General features: G+C 43.9%; 12 protein-coding genes. 4 read left to right on the forward strand and 8 right to left on the reverse strand.

The window, feature by feature from the left end; translation table 11 throughout:
• Positions 1 to 95 precede the first annotated feature (95 nt).
• The 8 genes from pyrD to msrC form a co-directional block, all read right to left on the reverse strand.
• Positions 96 to 1,106: a quinone-dependent dihydroorotate dehydrogenase gene (pyrD, locus tag VHA02S_RS20830; RefSeq protein WP_017190185.1), complete on the reverse strand. Its 1,011-nt coding sequence runs from the start codon at positions 1,104 to 1,106 to the stop codon at positions 96 to 98.
• 304 nt (positions 1,107 to 1,410) lie between these two features.
• Positions 1,411 to 6,252 (reverse strand): NAD-glutamate dehydrogenase, encoded by a 4,842-nt coding sequence (locus tag VHA02S_RS20835; RefSeq protein WP_038898064.1) that lies wholly within the window; start codon positions 6,250 to 6,252, stop codon positions 1,411 to 1,413.
• Positions 6,253 to 6,451: 199 nt separating this feature from the next.
• Positions 6,452 to 6,670, reverse strand: a complete 219-nt coding sequence (locus tag VHA02S_RS25535; RefSeq protein ID WP_005446806.1) for a DUF2835 domain-containing protein — start codon at positions 6,668 to 6,670, stop codon at positions 6,452 to 6,454.
• Between the two features lie 66 nt (positions 6,671 to 6,736).
• Positions 6,737 to 9,343, reverse strand: coding sequence for an aminopeptidase N (gene pepN, locus VHA02S_RS20840; RefSeq protein ID WP_038898063.1), 2,607 nt, complete (start codon positions 9,341 to 9,343; stop codon positions 6,737 to 6,739).
• 232 nt (positions 9,344 to 9,575) lie between these two features.
• Positions 9,576 to 10,241, reverse strand: a complete 666-nt coding sequence (locus VHA02S_RS20845; protein WP_038898061.1) for a hypothetical protein — start codon at positions 10,239 to 10,241, stop codon at positions 9,576 to 9,578.
• Positions 10,242 to 10,450: 209 nt separating this feature from the next.
• A complete protein-coding gene (prc, locus tag VHA02S_RS20850) occupies positions 10,451 to 12,445 on the reverse strand; it encodes a carboxy terminal-processing peptidase (protein WP_005446803.1) in 1,995 nt (664 codons plus the stop codon).
• Positions 12,446 to 12,462: 17 nt separating this feature from the next.
• Entirely contained in the window at positions 12,463 to 13,089 is a 627-nt protein-coding gene (gene proQ / locus VHA02S_RS20855) for an RNA chaperone ProQ (RefSeq protein WP_038898060.1), read from the reverse strand.
• A gap of 98 nt (positions 13,090 to 13,187) precedes the next feature.
• Positions 13,188 to 13,661 carry a free L-methionine (R)-S-oxide reductase MsrC gene (msrC, locus tag VHA02S_RS20860; RefSeq protein WP_005446801.1) on the reverse strand — a complete coding sequence of 158 codons (474 nt, stop codon included), beginning with the start codon at positions 13,659 to 13,661 and terminating at the stop codon, positions 13,188 to 13,190.
• A gap of 92 nt (positions 13,662 to 13,753) precedes the next feature.
• On the opposite strand from msrC, the gene VHA02S_RS20865 reads away from it, so the two are divergent.
• From VHA02S_RS20865 to rsmF, 4 genes are all read left to right on the forward strand, one after another.
• Positions 13,754 to 15,550: an ABC transporter ATP-binding protein gene (locus tag VHA02S_RS20865; protein ID WP_038898059.1), complete on the forward strand. Its 1,797-nt coding sequence runs from the start codon at positions 13,754 to 13,756 to the stop codon at positions 15,548 to 15,550.
• A gap of 24 nt (positions 15,551 to 15,574) precedes the next feature.
• Entirely contained in the window at positions 15,575 to 16,822 is a 1,248-nt protein-coding gene (locus tag VHA02S_RS20870) for a paraquat-inducible protein A (RefSeq protein WP_026000329.1), read from the forward strand.
• Positions 16,815 to 19,469, forward strand: coding sequence for an MlaD family protein (locus tag VHA02S_RS20875; RefSeq protein WP_038898058.1), 2,655 nt, complete (start codon positions 16,815 to 16,817; stop codon positions 19,467 to 19,469). The genes VHA02S_RS20870 and VHA02S_RS20875 overlap by 8 nt, the downstream gene beginning before the upstream one ends.
• A 134-nt stretch (positions 19,470 to 19,603) precedes the next feature.
• Positions 19,604 to 21,040: a 16S rRNA (cytosine(1407)-C(5))-methyltransferase RsmF gene (gene rsmF, locus VHA02S_RS20880; RefSeq protein WP_038898057.1), complete on the forward strand. Its 1,437-nt coding sequence runs from the start codon at positions 19,604 to 19,606 to the stop codon at positions 21,038 to 21,040.
• Positions 21,041 to 21,373 lie beyond the last annotated feature (333 nt).

Here is a 21,373-nt window from a genome sequence, read left to right on the forward strand (position 1 = left end):
TAAATTTTACAAACGAACGGGCAAAAAAAAAGAGGAAACGAATTCCTCTTTTTTTAGTAACAAGCGTCGATTTCTCAACGATTTAGCGATTGCTCTTATAGATTTTTAACAATATCGCGTACGAGACCTGGTCCGTGGTAGATGAAACCAGTGTAAACTTGAACAAGTTGTGCACCTGCCATCATTTTCTCTTTCGCTGCAACGTATGAGTCAACACCACCCACACCGATTATCGGAAGTTTATCGCCAAGCTCTTCATGAAGTTTACGAACAACTTCTGTTGAACGTGATTGAACCGGACGTCCGCTTAGACCACCCGCTTCGTTCGCATGTTTCATGCCTTCAACGACTGTGCGATCAAGCGTTGTGTTTGTTGCAATCACACCGTCGATGTTATTCTTAATTAGCGACTCACAGATCTGGCTGATTTCGTCATCGCTCAAATCCGGTGCAATTTTTAGCGCAAGTGGTACGTACTTACCGTGCTTTTCTGCAAGTTCTGCTTGTTTCTCTTTGAGTTCAGATAGCAATTCGTCTAGCGCTTCACCGTACTGAAGTGAACGAAGCCCTGGTGTATTTGGTGACGAGATGTTCACGGCGATGTAACCGGCATACTCGTACACTTTTTCCATACAAATCAGGTAGTCCTCTGCCCCTTTCTCAATTGGTGTATCTTTATTTTTACCGATGTTGATACCAAGAATGCAGTTGTATTTTGCCTTTTTCACATTCTCAACCAGATGATCCACACCTAGGTTGTTAAAGCCCATACGGTTGATGATACCTTCCGCTTCAACTAGGCGGAACAAGCGTGGCTTGTCGTTACCTGGTTGCGGACGAGGCGTAACAGTGCCAACTTCGACAAAACCAAAGCCCATAGCGTCAAACGCTTCGATACATTCGCCGTTTTTGTCCAAACCAGCAGCAAGACCCACTGGGTTACGGAATGTAAGCCCCATGCATTCTACTGGACGATTTGGTAATTGTTGACGATAGAAAAGATCGAGAGGAGTGCCGTTAAAGCGTTGGAAGTTTTTGATTGCAAGATCATGTGCCTTTTCGGCATCAAGTTGGAAAAAGCCAGTTCTGGCTAGACGGTAAAGCATTGTGCCTCCGAAAGAAAAAAGCCCCGTGTAAACGGGTCAATATTATTTACTGTTTTTCAGTGCAATTCAATGAAAATGAGTGAATTCGGCAAAATAGTATGTCTCATTTTAATTTTGTTCATAAAAACAGTTGATTAGCACTCTATGCTCTATACAAAATTGCTAGCTTTTTATTTAAAAGCAAACGATTTCATGCCAGAAAAATTTAAATCATGAGTTACAGCGTCACGTATTGTGTGAAGTTATAATGATTTGAACATAAAAAAGCCCCGCGATTGCGAGGCTTTTGCTAAAGTCACTTACCCTATTCGTTCGAAGAACAGTTCAGGTTAAGTAGAACCAATTCTCGAAGTGCAACAGAGAACTTAGCGAACTCATGAACGGAACCAACTTTGAATTCATTCAAGATGCTCTCCCAACGATGTAATGACAATTCATTCGTTGTCATCCAATCTTCGAGTGCTTGCATCACGTCTAGATCTTCTGTTGAGCAGCCGCAAGTTAGAACTTGAGCAGTCAATTGACGTTGTTGCCAATCGAGATCCTCACGGAATGCTGCACGAGCAAGAGCTTGCCAGTTATTATCAACCGCTTGGCTATTGATCTGTTTCAAGAACCAGTGAAGTGATAAACGGTCACCTAGATTAAAGTAAAGCTTCGAGGCTTGTTCAACCGTTTTACCCGTTTCGCTTGCTACTGTTGAAATATCCAGTGCTGACTGTAGGCTAGAGAGACGAGCTACATGGTGTGCCAGTTTCTCCTCTACTCCGCGCTCAATCCATTTCTGAGCAAGTTCGTTATGCTCTTCCACTTCTGATGCAACTAGCATGGTGTCTAGCGTTTCAGTAATAGTGTGAACATCGTCTTTATATAGCGCAACTAACTCAGTTACTGTGCTCTTACCGCTGCGATTTCGAAGTAACCAACGAGAGATACGGCGTAATGCGCGACGTACATAAAACATGATCTCATACTGTGCTTCTGCAGTTGCAACGTTATCGAGTGCACGAGTTTGCTTAAGAATATCTTCCAGTTCGAAGATCTCACGTGTTGCACTGTAAGCGTTCGCAATATCAACGACACTCGCGCCCGTCTCTTCTTGAAGACGAGTCACGAAGTTACAGCCCATTTCATTAACCATTTGGTTTGCCAGCGCTGTTGCGATGATTTCAGCACGCAGCGGGTGGTTTACCATCTGATCTTTGTAGTTACGGCGTAACTCACTTGGGAAATAAGCAACTAACTGTTTTCCATGGAATTCATCATTTGCAATTTCGTCAGCAACCAATTGTTCTTTCAGAACCATCTTACCGTAAGCTACGAGTACTGAAAGTTCAGGACGTGTCAGACCAAGACCTTGTTTCTCTCGCTCAATCAAGGTTTCATCGTCTGGAATGTACTCAAGAGCACGATCCAAGTACCCTGCTTTCTCCATTGTATGGATAAAGCGGATTTGCTCTTTAACGATGCCAACACCTTGCTGTTCAGTCACCGAAATAGACTCAGATTGACGGTATGCATCATCCAATACGATTTCGCCCACTTCGTCTTCCATCGATTCAAGAATCTGGTTGCGTTGTTTAACCGTTAGATCGCCATTCGATACTAAACCATTCAAGAAGATCTTAATGTTCACTTCGTTGTCCGAACAGTCTACGCCACCAACGTTATCCACAAAGTCCGTATTTACACGACCGCCTGTGCTTGCGTATTCGATACGACCAAGCTGAGTCATACCTAAGTTACCGCCTTCACCAACCACTTTCGCTTTTAAATCACGTCCATCGATACGGAGTACGTCATTTGCACGGTCGCCAACATCAGTGTGTGTCTCGCTAGAAGCTTTAACATACGTACCGATACCACCATTCCAAAGCAGATCCACTTCCATTTGCAGGATCATCTTAATCAGATCGTTTGGCGCTAGAGACGCTTTCTTCGTGCCCAGCATTTTTTGGATTTCTGGCGTTAGTTGGATCGATTTAGAGCGACGAGAGAAAACACCACCGCCCTGCGAGATCAACTCGGCGTTGTAATCTTCCCAGCTTGATCGTGGGAGATTGAACAAGCGATTACGCTCTTCCCAGCTGGTGGCTGAATCCGGATTTGGATCAATGAAGATGTGCATATGGTTAAACGCAGCTTGTAGACGAATATGCTTAGATAGCAGCATACCGTTACCAAATACGTCCCCTGCCATATCACCCACACCAATTGCTGTGAAGTCAGTGGTTTGACAGTTGATGCCCATTTCTCGGAAGTGGCGTTTCACCGATTCCCAACCACCTTTCGCAGTGATACCCATTGCTTTGTGGTCATAACCGTTAGAACCACCTGATGCAAACGCGTCACCTAGCCAGAAGTTGTACTCATCCGATACAGAGTTCGCCAAATCAGAGAATGTTGCTGTACCTTTATCGGCGGCAACAACTAAGTATGGGTCGTCTTCATCGTGACGCACTACACTCTTCGGCGGAATAACTTCGCCTTCGATGATGTTATCGGACACATCGAGAAGCGCGCGAATGAAGCGTTTGTAACAACGTTGACCTTCAGCGAAGATTTCATCACGGTTAGTTAGAGTTGGCTGACGTTTACATACGAAGCCACCTTTTGCACCCACAGGAACAATAACCGTGTTCTTAACTTGTTGTGCTTTAACCAGACCAAGAATTTCAGTACGGAAGTCCTCTTGACGATCCGACCAACGCAAACCACCACGCGCGACTTTACCGCCACGTAGGTGTACACCTTCAATATCAGGTGCGTAAACGAAGATCTCAAACGCAGGCACTGGCTGAGGAATATCTGGGATTTCGCTTGGTTTCATCTTCAACGATAACCAAGGTTTCGGCTGCTTATTTTCGTCCAATTGGTAGTAGTTAGTACGTAGCGTTGCCGTGATCATTTCCATGTAGCGACGGATGATACGATCATCATCTAGGCTTTCAACACGATCCAGTTGCTCGGTTATTTTCTTGATAAGATCGTTCTGACCTTTCTCGCTGCCTTTGTGTTTTGGATCGAATCGTTTGGCAAACAAGTTTACTAGACCCGTTGCCAAATCTGGGTAATGGCTAAGGGTATCTTCTATGTATTGTTGGCTGAATGGGAAACCAACCTGGCGCATGTAGCGCGCGTATGCACGAAGAATTGAGATTTCACGACCAGACAGTGAAGCGCCTAGTACCAAGCGGTTGAAGCCATCACTCTCTAGATTACCAGCCCAAATCGCTGCGAATGCTTGTTGGAAACGATCGCGAGCTTCACGAAGATCAACGGTCTTGTCGCTCTTATGCAGCATTGAGAAATCTAGGATCCAGAACGTTTGACCATTGTTGGTTTCGATCTCATAAGGCGATTCGCCGATCACACGTAACCCTAGGTTTTCCAACATTGGCATCACGTCGGATAGGTGAATTGGCTCGTCGCGGTGGTATAGCTTCAAGCGAACTGCTTTCGATTCAGCCGCTTCTTCTTGCGGACGATAGAACAACATGCCGAGTTTGTTGTCGTCGCTTAACGCTTCTAGACGTTCGATATCTGCAACCGCAGAACCTGGCATCATGTCTTCTTTATATGAACGTGGGAATGCGCTCATGTACTCTTTCGAAAGCGGAAGACCTTTGCTTTCACCAAAGTTAGCAATGATAGACTCTTTTAGGCGGTCGTCCCATGAAGTCGATACTTCCATTAAGTTCTGCTCAATCTTTTTCACGTCTACATCAATGTTGTTATTGTCTACACGAACAATGTAATGGGTTCTCGCCAACGGGCTTTCTGAGAAGAAGGTTGTGAATTCAACCTCTTGTTCACAGCCAAAGTACTGCTTAAGAATGCGTTGCGTTTGACGACGAAGCTCTGTGTTGTATCGATCTTTTGTCACGTAAACCATACAGCTGAAGAATCTACCAAACGGGTCTTTACGAACAAATAGACGTAACAAGTCACGATCTTGCATTTGAACGACGCCCATCCCCACTTCTAATAACTCTTCTTCACGAGCTTGAAGTAATTCGTCACGTGGGTAGTTTTCTAGAATGTTGTGCAGGGCTTTGTACGAGTACGATCCGTTACGGTAACCACTCGCTTCTAGAATACGATCCACTTTCTCGCGGATCAGAGGAATACTTTGTACGGCTTGGTTGTATACAGCAGAAGTGTAAAGACCTGTGAAACGGTGCTCACCAATCACTTTGCCGTTCTTATCGAATTTCTTAACGCCAATGTAGTCAGTGTAAGCTGGGCGGTGAATACGAGATGCCTGATTACCCTTAGTGATGATCAATGCGTAAGGCTTTTTCGCTTCTAGGCGTGCAGAGTCGGACAGTTCAGAAAGCTTGATGCTGCGAATGCGATTGTCATCGGCAAAGAGACCAAGACCTTTCTCTTTAACAGGTTGCAGCTCAGTGTCACCATTGACGCTAACAAGATCATACTCTTTGTAACCCATGAAGGTGAAGTTATGATCCCCTAACCAACGTAGGTATTCGATCGTCTCATCTAAACGATCAGTCTTCATCGAAACTCGATCTTTGTTCTTTTCAAGATCATCAGTAACGATCTTAAGTTTATCAACCATTTGTTTCCAATCATCAACCACTAAACGCGTGTCAGACAAAATGGTCAGTAGCTCATTTTTCAGCTCTTGCATTTCACCTTTACTGGTTAAGCGGTCAACTTCGATATGGAACAGAGATTGAAGAACACCACCCTCGCCATTAACGTCCGTCACTTGCCCTTTTTTATCGCGTTCTAGTTGCGTTGGGTTGTTGAGCATCAAGTGAGAAACAAGGTCAAGTCGCGTTAACGCCATCTTGATGGAATCCACCAAAAACGGGCTGTCCGGAACAACAATTTCAACAATAGTGTGTGTTGATTGCCAACCTTGGCGGCTGACAGTTGGGTTGAATACCCTGACAGAAATGTCTTCTGGTTTCTTTTCATTGACATGATGCCACAGGCTAACAACGGCACCATATAGGTCGGATTCGTTTCGCTGAATCAAGTCATCATCAGCAATGTTACTAAATAAGTGTTGAGCAAGTTTAGTTACAAGCGGTTGGTGAGAAAGCTCGAGTTTGTCTTGAATTAGTTGGTATACCTTTTCAAGCAGAACCGGCACTACATTTTCACGCGCGGTCATATTCACACTCCACATTAGAATTGTTGTTTTGTAGGGGGACTTAACTTCGGGTTTTAGCCTCGAAACTAAGCATAGGTAATGCATGCACTTATTGTAAAAGCATAATTACAAATGTTTAACAAAAATTCGCAGTGGTAGGAGGTGAAATGTTTGATTATGTGACTAAGATTCCTGTTTAACTCACTAGGAATATCAGGCATCACAGAGTTTCTAACTTTAGAAACTTATTATTTTGGTCAGTTGTGAGTCTAAAACGACCTCTAATGCCTAATTGACTAAGAAACGGTCGAAATTTTGATGCATCTAGTTGCACCCTCAAACCATTGTCAGTAATGACTTGTACAGAACTTGCGGCACCAGAGTAGTGTGAAAGAAATGTTTGATAAGAGATGTTGAGAGAGAAGTAATACTGGTTCATGAAAATGGATTGTTGTCAGAACAAAAAACTAGGGTGATCGTAATGACCACCCTATTCTTTTGTCGATTATTCGTCTAGTGCTTTAGTCACTTTTTCGAATAAGTCTTTCGCTAGATTGTCCATCGCTTTAAGCTTTTCAAGCTCTGCACGAATAAGCGCTTGACGACCTTCATCGTATTTACGGAATTTCAATAGAGGATCGATCATGCGGGACGCCACTTGTGGGTTACTATCGTTCAAGTGACGAAGGATCTCACCAGCAAATTGGTAGCCAGAACCAGATTTATCATGGAAGCGTACTGGGTTTGCGTTCAAGAACGAACCAATCAAACTGCGCGTGCGGTTCGGGTTCTTCAAGCTAAACGCTTCGTGGCTCATGGTTTCTTTTACTTTCTCAAGTGCGTTCTCAATCGGGTTGCTGCCCTGAAGAACAAACCATTTGTCCATAACCAGACCATCGTGCTTCCACTTGTCGCTGTAATCCGCCATTAACGCTTCACGACATTCAAGTTGTGCACTGTTCGCTGCACTCATCGCCGCAATTGTGTCGGTCATATTGTTTGATGATTCATACTGCGCTTTTGCTAGCTCGTTACCCTTTTCAGTGTAAGCCAAGAACTGCAAGCACTGGTTGCGCAGAGCGCGTTTGCCAATCGCTGCATGGTCAATGCTGTATTCTGTTTGGTTCAATGCGTGATAAGTAGCACTCAGTTCATCTTCTAGTTCTTTAGAAAGTGACACTGTAATGCCATTCAGTACCGTATCTACCGCATCGATATCAATCTGCTTGTACCAACCAGTGATTTCGTTGATGGAAGGCAGAGAAAGCACTTGAGCAATAAACGCAGGTTCAAGGTTTGCATCAAGTAACACACCACGGAATGCATCGATTAAGTCTTCTGATAGCTTAACCTCACCACCCGCTTGAACGTTAGTTACGTTTTGACGAATGTATTTCGCTAGCAGCATTTGGCTTGCATCCCAACGAGCAAAATCGTTCGTTGCGTGCTTCATCAAGAAAATCAGTTCATCATCGCTGTAATCGTATTCCAATTTAACCGGTGCAGAGAACTCACGAAGCAATGATGGTACTGGTTGTTCTGCAACGTTTTCGAATACGAAAGTCTGCTTGTCTTGCTTCACGTCCAAAACGTTGTGTACGGATTCACCGTTGATAACCAGTGGAATCACATCACCATTTTGTGCGTATAGTTCAATATCGAATGGAATATGTAGCGCTTGTTTTTCTGCTTGGTCGTGCGTTGCTTCAGTAAATTGCTCAACCGTTAACGCGTAAGTTTTTGCTTCAGCGTTATATTCGCTGTTTACGCGAAGTGTTGGTGTACCCGATTGGCTATACCATAAGCGGAATTGTTTAAGATCAACGCCCGTTGCGTCTTCCATTGCAGAAACAAAATCTTCACACGTTGCCGCTGTGCCATCATGACGTTCGAAGTAAAGCTTCATGCCTTTTTGGAAGCCTTCTTCGCCAAGTAACGTGTGGTACATGCGGATCACTTCGCTGCCTTTTTCGTACACGGTTAGCGTGTAGAAGTTATTCATTTCAATAACTTTATCTGGGCGAATTGGGTGTGACATTGGGCTTGAGTCTTCCGCAAACTGAGGACCACGGATAATGCGAACGTTGTCGATGCGGTTTACTGCGCGTGAACCAAGATCGGACGAAAACTCTTGGTCACGGAATACCGTTAGACCTTCTTTTAAGCTCAGTTGGAACCAATCGCGACAAGTCACGCGGTTACCCGTCCAGTTGTGGAAGTATTCATGACCGATTACCGCTTCAATGCCAAGGTATTCGCGGTCAGTCGCGGTTTTTTCATTCGCAAGCACAAACTTCGAGTTGAAGATGTTTAAACCTTTGTTTTCCATTGCACCCATGTTGAAAAAATCAACCGCAACGATCATGTAGATATCAAGATCGTACTCAAGACCAAAGCGATCTTCGTCCCACTTCATTGAGTTGATCAGCGAAGTCATTGCGTGACCCGCGCGATCGAGGTTGCCTTTGTCGACAAAGATTTCTAGGTCTACTTCACGACCTGATGTGGTTGTGTATTTATCACGTAGTACATCAAAGTCACCGGCAACCAAAGCGAACAAGTAAGCAGGTTTTGGATGTGGGTCCTGCCATTGAACCCAATGACGACCATTTTCTGCCTCACCTTCAGCTACCCGGTTACCATTGCTTAATAGAAATGGATACACGGCTTTGTCTGCGATCACTTTTGTTGTGTATTTCGCGAGAACGTCTGGGCGGTCTAGGTAGTAAGTAATGCGGCGAAAGCCTTCTGCTTCACACTGTGTACAGAACGCACCACCTGATTTGTAAAGACCTTCAAGTGCGGTGTTTGCTTCCGGATCGATCTTAGTAACGATTTCTAAATCAAATTCTGCTGGCAGATCGGTAAGAACTAAAGAGGCTTCTTTGACTTCATGATGAGACCAGTCTTCACCGTTCACTTTTACAGAGCGTAGCTCTAGCCCTTCACCATCGAGTTCTAATGTGGTTAATTCACCCTTTTGAACTACTTTTGATACTGCTGTAACGATCGTGTCGTTGTCATAAAGATCAAACGTCAAATCAATATCGGTAATTGTATGAGATGGCGCTTTATAATCTTTGCGATATTTCGCTTGGGGAGCTTGAGACATGTCCATAAATCCTTGTATATAGAACCACAAAAATACCAGGACTAGAGGCTCAAACACCTCTTACTGGTATCACGATATAAGCTATTTGTAGGGGTTGTGGTATCAGAATACAAGTCTTTCTATAAAAAAACGGAGCTTTTAGTGTCTTAGCTCCGCTTTCTGTTTAACATTTAATCAACATCAGAATATTTCACTATTAATAACCCTGCGTGAAATAATGGTGATGAATCATTTATGGTGTTACTCGATTAAGTACCGCGTACATATCACCGTTAGAATCTTGAATCGTCAGCTCGTTTTGGTTCAATGTATAGCGGGTTCCGTGCTCTCCGTTCTCGTACAAAAGAACTAGATGCTCACCTTCTGTGTAAAACACGCCTTGTTTCACTGCCTCTTCACCTTCTTCATTTGACACTCTAAACATAAATACAAAGTCTGGTTGAAGAATCAAGTCCATTTGGTTGATGTTATTTGCAAGCATGCCATCCCCTCCAACTTGAGAGCTTGACCAAATACCTGCAAGTGCATTCGACAACCCCTTAGTGAAGGTTACACCATTCAAGTCTAGAGTGTTGTGGTTATTACGATATGCATAAATTTGCGCTTCATCAGTATTCAACCCAAGGACGATGGTGTCCTCATTGGCGTTATAGAGTCCTTCCCAATGGTCGATTGAGTAATCTTTTTTCTGAATGTCGATAGAGAACGTGTAGTCCGAGCCAAGGGTGAGTTTTATCGCTCTAAAGTTTTCTGAAGAATCATCAGGGTTTGGATTCATCAAATACCAATCTCCTATCAAGAATGGAGTGTCAAAGTGACTAAGTTCGTCTTCCTTGTTGGTCTCCGCGCTAGAAACACTAAAGCAGCAAAAGCTAAGTAAAATAATGAACCATTTCATAACGGTATCCTTATCGTTTTCTTTTAGCTTAGGCTCTAGATCTCATTTTCGCGAAATATTTGATCTACATCACGTAAATTGTTAGTGCAAATTAAGCGCAGGAACAACCTATTTTTATAGAAACGCCGCTTTATAAACGCATAAAAAAAGAGCGAGTCGCTATGACTCGCTCTTTATATAGAGAATTATTAGTCGTTTTGACTGAATTTTTAGCCTTTCAGCATATCAACCATAACAGCAACTGATTCATCTAGATAAACGTCTGGCGCTTCGTAATCTTTTGGCACATCATCAAGCGTTTTGAATGGTTTTTTACCCATTGCTGCTTGACGTTCATTGATGCGCTCTAAGCGTAGAGCCTCGGCTTTATCTGATTCGTCTTCGCGCACTTTCTCGTTAAGAGACAACAAATTATCGTCTTTCTCTTTACGGTACTTCTCAATATCTTCTTTGATGAAACGGAATTCCATCTCATCAGCAATACGTTTATTGTGAAGCTCAGTTAGTTTGGTAACAAGCGCGTCGTTGCTTGGGAATGTCTGATACTTTGCTTTATCAATGCTATCCCAAGGTAATGCGTTGTCTTCAACACTCTCACCTGTTTCGCTTGGCTCAACTGGAGTTGGGTAAGCGATGTCTGGTGCAACACCACGGTTCTGAGTACTGCCACCATCGATGCGGTAGAACTTTTGAATCGTGTATTGTACGTAGCCAAGTTCTTTGTCGAAAAGATCGTAGATATGATTCAATGAGCGGTGTTGTTGAACGGTACCCTTACCGAAAGAGTTTTCACCAAGAATAATCGCACGGTTGTAATCCTGCATTGCTGCCGCAAAGATTTCAGACGCTGAAGCACTGTAGCGATTGATCAACACGGTTAGTGGACCATCGTAACTCACTTGCCCATCGGTATCTGCATTTACTTTGATGCGACCATAGCTATCGCGAACCTGAACAACTGGACCTTCTTTAATGAAGAGCCCTGTTAATGCCGTTGCTTCAGTCAGCGCACCACCGCCGTTGTTGCGTAGATCAACGATAACACCGTCGACGTTTTTCGCCTTCAATTCAGATAGCAGTTTATCGGTATCTTTTGAAAGACCAACGTAAAAACTAGGAACCTCAAGAACCCCAATCTTCTTACCGTCTTTCTCGATGATTTCAGACTTAACCGCACGGTCTTCTAAACGAACTTTATCACGCACAATAGTGACAACGTAACTCTTCGCATCTTTACCTTCTGGCAAGACTTGTAGGTTAACTTTGGTTCCTTTAGGACCTTTGATTAGTTGAACGACATCATCAAGACGCCAACCGATCACATCGACAACTTCTTCGCCATCTTGACCAACACCGATAATGCGGTCGCCCTCACCTAGCTGTTTACTCTTAGATGCTGGACCGCCGGCAACTAATGAACGAATCACTGTATAGTCGTCGGTCATTTGAAGCACAGCCCCAATACCTTCAAGAGACAGATTCATCTCTGATTGGAACTGTTCCGCGTTTCGTGGAGATAGGTAGCTAGTATGTGGATCAACTTCACGAGCGAATGCATTCATGTAAAGTTGGAAAGCGTCTTCATTGCGAGTTTGCGTGATGCGTTTCATCGCGTTGTTGTAACGTTTCGCTAGAACCTCTTTGATTTCTGGCCATTCTTTACCAGTCATTTTAAGGTTAAGAGCATCGTACTTAACGCGTTTTCGCCATAATTCATTTAACTCAGCTTCATCCTTGGGCCATGCGGCTTCAGAACGATCCAGTTCAATAAACTCATCAGTATTAAACTTGATTTCTTTATCGAGTAGAGTCAATGCGTAGGCAAAACGATCAAAACGCTTCTGCATCGAAAGATTATAAACATCAAATGCAATCTTGTTATTACCAGCTTTAAGCTGATCATCAAGGCTGACGGACCAATCTTTGAAAGAGTCGATATCGGCTTGAGTAAAAATATTTCTATTGTAATCAAGCATTTCTACGTAGCGCTCAAAGATCGCTTTGGAGAAATCATCGTTTAGATTGAAATGCTTATAATGAGAGCGGGTAAATCGAGAAGTTACTCGTTTGCTGGCTGTTTCATGCTGAACTTCAGGTGCAAGAACCGGCAAATCATCTTTGTTTAGTTTGGCTTCTAGAGCCTGAGCTGATGCTGCTAGCCAGAAGCTAGCAGCAATCAGTGTCACTTTTGAACGGCAATTCATGCGTAGGAGTATCTCCCTTATGCGCGCAAGTGCTCCGCTTTCACAACCATTTGTAGGCCGTTAGCAAGTTGAACACGTACATCATCCTTATTGACTTCAACAATGGTCGCTGCCATGTTTCCTTTGCCCATGTTCACGTTAACTTCGTTGCCGATTGTGATTTCATCAGCGTTTAGCGCGCGTGTTTCTACAGGCTTACTTTCTTTTTGTACTTTTGGTTTGTTAGCACGACGAGGCTGTTGTGGCTTTTTAGCCGCAGGTTTCGCTTTCGCCTTACCCTCTTCGCGAGCTTTTTGAGCTTGCTCTTTACGACGAGCCTGAACTTTCGCTTTGCTTTCAGCAAGTGTCGCTTTAGCGTGTTCTACGTGTTCTTCTTCTAGCTCACCACATGGGTTGCCATCTAGATCAACACGTACTGCACCTGGTTTTACGCCGTGTAGGTAACGCCATGATGAAGTGTACTGTCTTAACGCTGCACGAAGCTGAGTTTTGCTTACTTTTTCGTCTTCATTTAGACGTTCCGCAAGATCTTGAAAAATACCAATTTTCAGAGGCTTTGCTTCACCTTCTAAAGTAAAGCACTTAGGGAAACATTCAGCAATGTATGCGATAACTTCTTTGCTGTTTTTTAACTTTTCAGTCATGAGGGTTCCTGGTTTGAGCGGATTTCCGCGAAGCATTAAGAAAAAATATTCTCGTATTATAGTGACATGCCAAGGAAAAACCACACTCGAGGGCGAATTTATGCGTCGTTAGCGTGCGAATTAAGCAGCTTTTCTACTTCAGCCATAAAATGAGTGAGGCCTTCTTCATCGATTTCATTGAATCGACCGATATTTGGACTATCAATATCCAACACGCCAGCCACTTCCCCATTGATAGTAAAAGGAATAACAATTTCTGAATTACTTGCTGCATCACAAGCAATGTGACCTTCAAATGCATGCACATCGTATACTCTTTGTACGCTGTTAGTTTGTGCAGCAGTACCACAGACGCCTCGTCCCATTGGGATACGAACACAAGCAGGCTTACCTTGGAAAGGGCCGAGCACCAACTCATCACCTTTCGTTAGGTAAAAACCCGCCCAATTCAGGTCTTCAAGTTCCATAAATAGAAGAGAGCTGATGTTGGCAAGGTTTGCGATGTAGTCTTTCTCTGATTCGATAAGCGCAACTGCTTGCTTGGTAAGTCTTTGGTATTGTTCTATGTTCATATTAACTTCCTACTTTTTATTTAGGCTTCCATTCTGTTGGTATGGCGCTAAAATGCAGCCCTACTTTTTAATAGGACTTATTCTCAATTACAATGAATCCGAAAAACGACACTATTAGCCGTTCTTGGTTGATAACACAAGTGAAAAAGCACAAGTCCAAGCTGATTCTAGCGAACTTGATAGCTGTACTTGCGACCTTGATTAGTGTTCCAATCCCTCTTCTTATGCCTCTCATGGTGGATGAAGTCTTATTGGACAAACCGGCATCGGGCTTAGCAGCAATGAACGCGGTTTTACCTGAAGCGTGGCACACACCTACGGGTTATATCTTCTTTACTCTGTTCTTGGTTGTGCTGATGAGGGCAGCAAGCCAAGGGTTTAATATTCTTCAAAGCCGACAATTTACCTTGGTTTCAAAGACAATCACCTTTGAAATGCGAAGTAAAATGATCGACAAGCTTGGTCGTATTAGCATTCGACAGTACGAAACAAAAGGCAGTGGTGGCATCAACGCTCACCTTATCACCGACATTGAGACCATTGATAAATTTATTGGTTCTACATTAGCTAAATTTGTTATCAGCCTACTGACGGTGATTGGTACAGCCATCGTGCTACTTTGGCTCGATTGGCGTCTGGGTCTGTTTATTCTTCTCGTCAACCCTATTGTCATTTACTTCTCACGTAAGCTGGGAAGTATGGTTAAGCACCTTAAGCGCAAAGAAAACCATTCATTTGAGATTTTCCAGAACCGCTTAGTCGAAACTCTTGACGGCATTTATCAACTACGAGCGGCTAATAAAGAGCGAGAGTTTCTCCAGCAATTAAAAGGTAGCGCTGACCAAGTTCGTATCGATGCTGACAAGTACGCATGGCAATCAGAGGCTGCGGGACGTGTCTCTTTCCTTCTGTTTTTAATCGGTTTCGAGTTGTTCCGTGCGGTTGCAATGCTAATGGTAATGTTCAGTGACCTTACCATTGGTCAAATTTTCGCGGTGTTTGGTTACCTTTGGTTTATGTTGTCTCCTGTTCAAGAACTATTGGGTATCCAATTCTCTTGGTACAGCGCAAAAGCGGCACTTAAGCGAATTAATGATCTACTCGAATTGGAAGAAGAACATAGACCTGTTTCGAAAGTAAATCCTTTCAAAGAAAATCGAGAGGTTGATGTAAAAATTGAACATGTTGATTTTTCATACAACAATGAAAACAAGGTGTTGGATGATCTCTCGTTGCACATTCCTGCTGGTAAGAAAGTGGCGCTTGTGGGTGCGAGTGGTGGTGGTAAATCAACCTTGATTCAATTATTGATCGGCGTTTACCGTCAGAATTCTGGTTCTATCCGTTTTAATGATGAGTTAACGGAAGACATCAGCTTTGAAGTAATACGCGACAAAATTGCCGTGGTTTTACAACAACCTATACTATTTAATGACACCTTAAGGCATAATCTGACCCTTGGTGGTGACTTTGATGAAATGTCATTATGGCGAGCACTAGAAGTCGCTCAGCTTCAGAACGTGATTTCGCAACTTAACCACGGATTGGATACTCAAATTGGTCGTAATGGTATTCGCCTATCCGGCGGTCAGCGTCAACGCTTAGCGATTGCACGTATGGTGCTGAGCAACCCACAATTTGTTATCCTAGACGAAGCAACGTCAGCACTGGACACCGCAACTGAAGCGGCTTTGCATAAGGCGTTAACGGAATTCTTACGCGGTCGAACGACTCTTATTGTCGCCCATCGCTTATCGGCGGTGAAGCAAGCAGATTTGATTTATGTGCTTGAAGATGGAAGAGTGACGCAAACAGGTACCCATGGTGAGCTCGTTGAGCAAGAAGGCTTATATCAAACCTTATATGGTGGCATTCAGTCCCACGCTTAAACCATTCAGTTTAGAGAGGTCGTTGTGACCTCTCTGTCTAAACACGCCATGCAACCGAATAGCGTCCGCTTGTGCCAAGGTTGCGAATTGCCTGTCGATATCGTCGATCTACCTAATGGCAAAAATGCACATTGTCCACGTTGTGGTACTCAGCTCTATCGTGGTGGTAGTCCTAGCCTATCTGGTAATCTCGCTATCGCTGTTACTTGTATTCTACTTTTTATACCTTCGCACTTTTTTAACTTCATCAGTATTCGGTTATTCGGTGTGATGATTCCGGCGACACTGCCATCTGGAATGATAACGTTATTTCAAGAGGGCTTCGTCCTCCTTTCTATCCTCATTCTTTTTTGTAGTTCTCTTGCCCCACTTATTGTGTGCAGTTCTGTCGTAACGGCACATTGGTCGTTGCATAAACGTTGGTTTAAAGGGCTTCGCGTTTCATTATGGTTAATCCAACACCTAAAACATTGGGTAATGTTGGATGTGTTCCTTGTGAGCATCGCAATCTCTTGTTTTAAGCTGCAAGATTACTCCGATATTTTTGTTGGACCGGGCTTAATTGGTCTTGTTCTATTACAAGTTTTTACGGTTCTGTTGATCTCTCGCATTAGTGTTCGTCGTTATTGGGAAGCATGGCAACCTGAAAACAGTTACGACTTCGAACACAAAGATGTGCATTGTCACGAGTGCCACTTATCGCAACCTGAAGGCGAAAACTGCCATCGTTGCCATCACGCGCTATACCACCGTAAACCAAATTCTATCCAAAAAACGTGGGCATATTTAATTGCAGCGACGATTGCGATCTTCCCTGCCAACTTGATTCCGATTTCAATTTTGCTGACAAACGGTAAGCGCTTGGAAGACACTATTTTTTCAGGCGTGGCAGGCTTAGTTAAAAACGGTATGTACGGAATCGCGGTTATCATTTTTGTTGCCAGTATCGTCGTTCCTGTGGCTAAGATTCTCGGCCTGACTTACATCTTGTTATGTATCAAATTCAAACGTTCGGTGTTTAGAAGACAACGAATGATGGTTTACTTTGCAGTAAAATGGATCGGCAAATGGTCAGTGATGGATTTGTTTGTTATTTCTATCATGATGACGTTGGTCGATCGTGGACAAATTCTCGACTTCACACCGGGTTATGGCGCTGTTGCGTTTGGTCTGGTGGTCGTTTTAACAATGCTTGCGGCGGAGAGCATTGACCCAAGGCTTATTTGGGACCAAGCCCCAACACAATCAGAAAAAGAGTCAATTAATGAGTGATCAGAACAGTTCTCAAACGTCATATGTGCCAGATGTAAAGAGGAGTAAAGGTATTTCTCCCCTTTGGTTGTTGCCGATTTTGACTATGGTCTTAGCTGGCTGGCTTGTTGTGAAATCAATTCATGACGCAGGACAGCGTGTACAAATCTATTTTTCCGATGCTGCGGGTTTGGTCGCTGGACGAACCACTATCCGCTATCAAGGTTTAGAAGTGGGAATGGTGCGCGACATTAACCTGTCTGAAGATTTAGGCAGCATTTATGTCGACGCTGATATCTACCCTGAAGCGACGAAACTGCTGAACGATAAAACGCGTTTCTGGTTAGTAAAACCAACAGCAAGTTTAACCGGCGTGTCTGGTCTTGATGCGTTGGTTTCTGGTAACTACATTTCTATCCAGCCAGGTGATGGTGAACAGTTTGAAACCACTTTTCATGCTTTGGAATCGGCTCCTACCGACTTACGAGTCACTCAAGGTCTGAACATTAAGTTGAAAAGCCGAGACTTGGGCGGCGTTTCTATTGGCTCGCAAATCGTCTACAAAAAGATTCCGATTGGTGAAGTGTTCAGCTATCAACTGAATGATGATGCGAAGTCCATAACCATTCAAGCCAATATACAAGAGCAGTATCAGCACCTGATTAATAGCCGCAGCCGTTTTTGGAACGTAAGTGGAATTGGTGCAAGCATCGGTTTTGAAGGTGTTGATGTTCGTCTAGAAAGTATGAGCGCCCTACTTGGTGGCGCTATTGCTGTTGACTCGCCAGATGATGGCGAACCCGTTGAAGAGAATACCGAGTTCCGTCTTTATAAAGACCTTAAAACTGCGGGGCGCGGTATTCCAATCAAAATCGCGCTTCCTGATGACAACAAAATTAGCGGCGAAGGCGCGCCTATCATGTACCGCGGGATTGAAGTAGGACAAATCACCGATTTAAGCCTATCTGAAGGTCGTGAAGTGATTTTAGCGTCTGCTGCAATCCAACCTGCTTTCAGTGACATGTTGACTTCTGGCACACGTTTTGTTCTTGAAGAAGCAAAAGTTTCCCTTTCTGGTGTTGAGAATATCGCAAACCTTGTCCGCGGAAACTTTTTAACCATCGTCCCGGGTGAAGGTGAAAGATCTCGACGATTTACTGCCATTCGCCAGAATGTATTTAATCAGCAACAGCAGAAGTCGATTGCAATTCGCCTCGTTTCTGACAACTCCTTTGGCTTAGACAGCGGTGCAAACGTACTTTACAAAGGCATTGTCGTTGGCTCGATCATTAAAGTCGGTTTGCTTGATGAAAAACAAGCGCAAGCGGCAAAGCATGAAGTGTTCATGGATGTCCTTATCGACAATGAGTACAAGCATCTAATAAAATCGAACAACCGTTTCTACGTGACAGGCAGTGCTTCTGCAGAACTTACAGAGTCAGGATTGAGTGTCACAGTACCTCCAGCTAAGCAGCTTCTCACTGGTTCAATCAGCTTCGTTAGCCAAGGACAAGAACAAATCCAGAAAGAATACCAATTGTTCCAGAGCGCTTCTCTAGCGGAGCTTGCACAGTACAATCAATCTGGCTCTAAGACGCTGACTCTCTTTGCATCTGAGTTACCACCGATTTCTAAAGGTAGCCCTCTGCTCTACCGCAATTTGCCAGTTGGCAGCGTATCTGATTTCAATCTGGTCGATGGTGGCGTGATCGTCAAAGCAACCATTGAAAATCGATACGCGCACTTACTCAGTGAACAGACGGTATTTTGGAACCGTTCTGGTGTAGAGATTGATGCCTCTCTTGCTGGTATCACCGTCAAAGCTCACCCTCTTAAAACGTTGATCAAAGGTGGTATTGCTTTTGACTCCATTCCGGGCATTGAGAATAAAGTGGGTCAACGTTGGAAGCTATACAACGATCAGAACCAAGCACGTAAGTTTGGTCGAGTTATCGCGTTAGAAACCGATGGCAGCCAAGAAGTAACCAAAGGTATGCCAATTAAATATCAAGGTGTTAAGGTCGGTGAAGTTACTCTAGTCGTTCCAAACTTTCGTCGTGAAATGGTGGAAGTCACCGCGCGCATTCTTCCTGAATATGTCGACAATATCGCCGTTACCGGGTCACACTTCTGGCTAACAGAACCTGAAATTGGGCTGGGTGGCGTGAAGAACTTAGGCGCGTTAGTATCAAAATCCATCAGTGTTGAACCTGGTAATGGCGCCGCGAAATTCAAGTTTGATTTAGCGAAAAGCCAGCAAGCACAACAAGGAGTGTCATTCACACTGCAAAGTGAGCAACGTGGTTCAGTTCAAGTTGGAACCCCTATCCTATATCGACAAATGGAAGTAGGCAGTGTAACGAGTGTCAGCTTGGGTGAGTTTGCTGATCGAGTGGTAACAAAAATCGAGATAAAGCCCGCATATGCATATCTTGTTCGTCAAAACAGTGTGTTCTGGAATGTCTCAGGCGTAGATGTCTCTATTGGCCTAGGAGGCGCAAACATCAAAGCAGGTACATTTGACAGCTTAGTTCGTGGCGGCATTGCTTTCTCAACCCCTGAGCAATCACAAATTCCACCAGCGGCAAAACAAGGGCAATCTTTCTACTTATACCCTCAAGCAGAAGAGAGTTGGACTCAGTGGCGCACTGCTATTCCAAAACCATAGTGCTTTTAGAGAAAATTATCGACGTAAAGAGCAGCAATTGCTGCTCTTTTTTATTGCTCAAACCTTGCTGGCTATTCGTTTCTGATCCGCTTTCGTATATTATTTGCGGCAAATTCTGCAATCGAGACTTCACTTTGCATTCTAACGTTTACATCCCAGAAGCTTTTCTGGAAAAAATCCAAACTATTCTCCCTGCTCACCTCAACATGGAAGACTTTATCGCGTCGTGCCAAAAGCCATTACGCAAAAGTATTCGTGTTAATACGTTGAAGATCAGCGTAGAAACGTTTTTGGAGCGTGCAGAATCAAAAGGCTGGACGCTTTCTCCGGTTCCTTGGTGTGATACGGGTTTTTGGATCGAAGCGGATGAATCGGTTGTCCCACTAGGTAACACTGCTGAGCACATGTCAGGGCTATTTTATATTCAAGAAGCAAGCTCAATGATGCCTGTCTCTGCCCTGTTCATGGATGATGAATCCTACGACGCGGTTCTCGATACCGCAGCTGCCCCTGGTTCTAAAACAACGCAAATTGCTGCGTTGATGAACAACGAAGGCGTTTTGGTCGCGAATGAATACGCCGCGAGTCGTGTAAAAGTACTTCATGCCAACATTGAGCGTTGTGGTGTGCGAAATGCGGCGCTAAGTAACTTCGATGGTCGTGTGTTTGGTGGCTGGCTCCCAGAACAATTTGACGCGGTTCTATTGGATGCGCCATGTTCTGGTGAAGGTACGGTTCGAAAAGATGAAGACGCAATGAAGAACTGGACGCAAGCGTCGGTGATTGAAATTGCAGACACACAAAAAGATCTGATTGAAAGTGCTTTCCACGCTCTTAAGCCAGGTGGCGTGATGGTTTATTCAACCTGTACGTTGAGTACCGAAGAGAACCAACAGGTTTGCCATCACCTTAAAGAAACTTTTGGTGACGCAGTTCAGTTCGAGAGCTTAAAAGATCTGTTTGAAAATGCAGAAGCGGCGCTAACAGAAGAAGGCTTCTTACATATCTTCCCTCAGGTTTATGACTGTGAAGGCTTCTTCGTAGCTCGAATTCGTAAGCTTACAGCAGTAGAAGCGCCACAAGTAAAAAAACGTATGGGTAAATTCCCATTTGTAAAAGCGTCTAACAAAGAATCAGCAGAAATCGCTAAGCAGTTACAAAACACGATGGGCATCGAACTACCAGATGACAGCACGGTTTGGATCCGCGATAAAGACGTTTGGCTTTTCCCTGACGCGCTAGAACCTATGATTGGCGAATTACGCTTTTCGCGTATGGGCATTAAAATCGCCGAAGCGCACAAAAACGGTTACCGCTGGCAACATCAAGTGGCAACTGCCCTAGCAACTGGTAACGAGAAAAACGCAATTGAGTTAACGATTGAAGAAGCTCGAGAATGGTACATGGGTCGCGATGTTCGCCCGCAAAACATTCCAACAGATATGAAAACGGGTAAAGGCGAAGTGCTCGTGAAGTACGAAGGCGCGATTATTGGTCTTGGGAAATGGGTAAGTAACCGCGTTAAAAATGGTCTTCCACGTGAATTAGTGCGAGATAAGAACTTATTTTAGTAGCAAAGTGAAATACTATAAATAAATGAAAAGCCATCGTATTTACGATGGCTTTTTGGTTCTAAAGCATGATTGGAACTGGGTTCACTAGCGATCCGAGTGCCCTGTACTAAACTGAATGTATCAAAGCATCGCTTTGAAACGGCATTTCTCTCTATGTTTAACCGACAATATGTGTTGGTCAAAAAGTTTAGCGCAGGCTCTATAAAGGAGCCGTTTCCCCTAGGCCCAAAATAAGGACGAGTTTGGGCCATTTTTTTGACTGATGCATTCCCTATATGAGCTATACCCAAGTGACTTCAAGATGCAGGATTCAGAGCGTTGTCATTGATT

Origin of the sequence: Vibrio harveyi NBRC 15634 = ATCC 14126 = KCTC 12724, assembly GCF_001591145.1 — a bacterium.
In the GTDB taxonomy this organism is placed as follows: domain Bacteria; phylum Pseudomonadota; class Gammaproteobacteria; order Enterobacterales; family Vibrionaceae; genus Vibrio; species Vibrio harveyi.

Coding starts and splice junctions, on each gene's coding strand:
- pyrD (WP_017190185.1), bottom strand. CDS start 1,106: ATGCTTTACCGTCTAGCCAGAACTGGCTTTTTCCAACTTGATGCCGAA.
- VHA02S_RS20835 (WP_038898064.1), bottom strand. CDS start 6,252: ATGACCGCGCGTGAAAATGTAGTGCCGGTTCTGCTTGAAAAGGTATAC.
- VHA02S_RS25535 (WP_005446806.1), bottom strand. CDS start 6,670: ATGAACCAGTATTACTTCTCTCTCAACATCTCTTATCAAACATTTCTT.
- pepN (WP_038898063.1), bottom strand. CDS start 9,343: ATGTCTCAAGCTCCCCAAGCGAAATATCGCAAAGATTATAAAGCGCCA.
- VHA02S_RS20845 (WP_038898061.1), bottom strand. CDS start 10,241: ATGAAATGGTTCATTATTTTACTTAGCTTTTGCTGCTTTAGTGTTTCT.
- prc (WP_005446803.1), bottom strand. CDS start 12,445: ATGAATTGCCGTTCAAAAGTGACACTGATTGCTGCTAGCTTCTGGCTA.
- proQ (WP_038898060.1), bottom strand. CDS start 13,089: ATGACTGAAAAGTTAAAAAACAGCAAAGAAGTTATCGCATACATTGCT.
- msrC (WP_005446801.1), bottom strand. CDS start 13,661: ATGAACATAGAACAATACCAAAGACTTACCAAGCAAGCAGTTGCGCTT.
- VHA02S_RS20865 (WP_038898059.1), top strand. CDS start 13,754: ATGAATCCGAAAAACGACACTATTAGCCGTTCTTGGTTGATAACACAA.
- VHA02S_RS20875 (WP_038898058.1), top strand. CDS start 16,815: ATGAGTGATCAGAACAGTTCTCAAACGTCATATGTGCCAGATGTAAAG.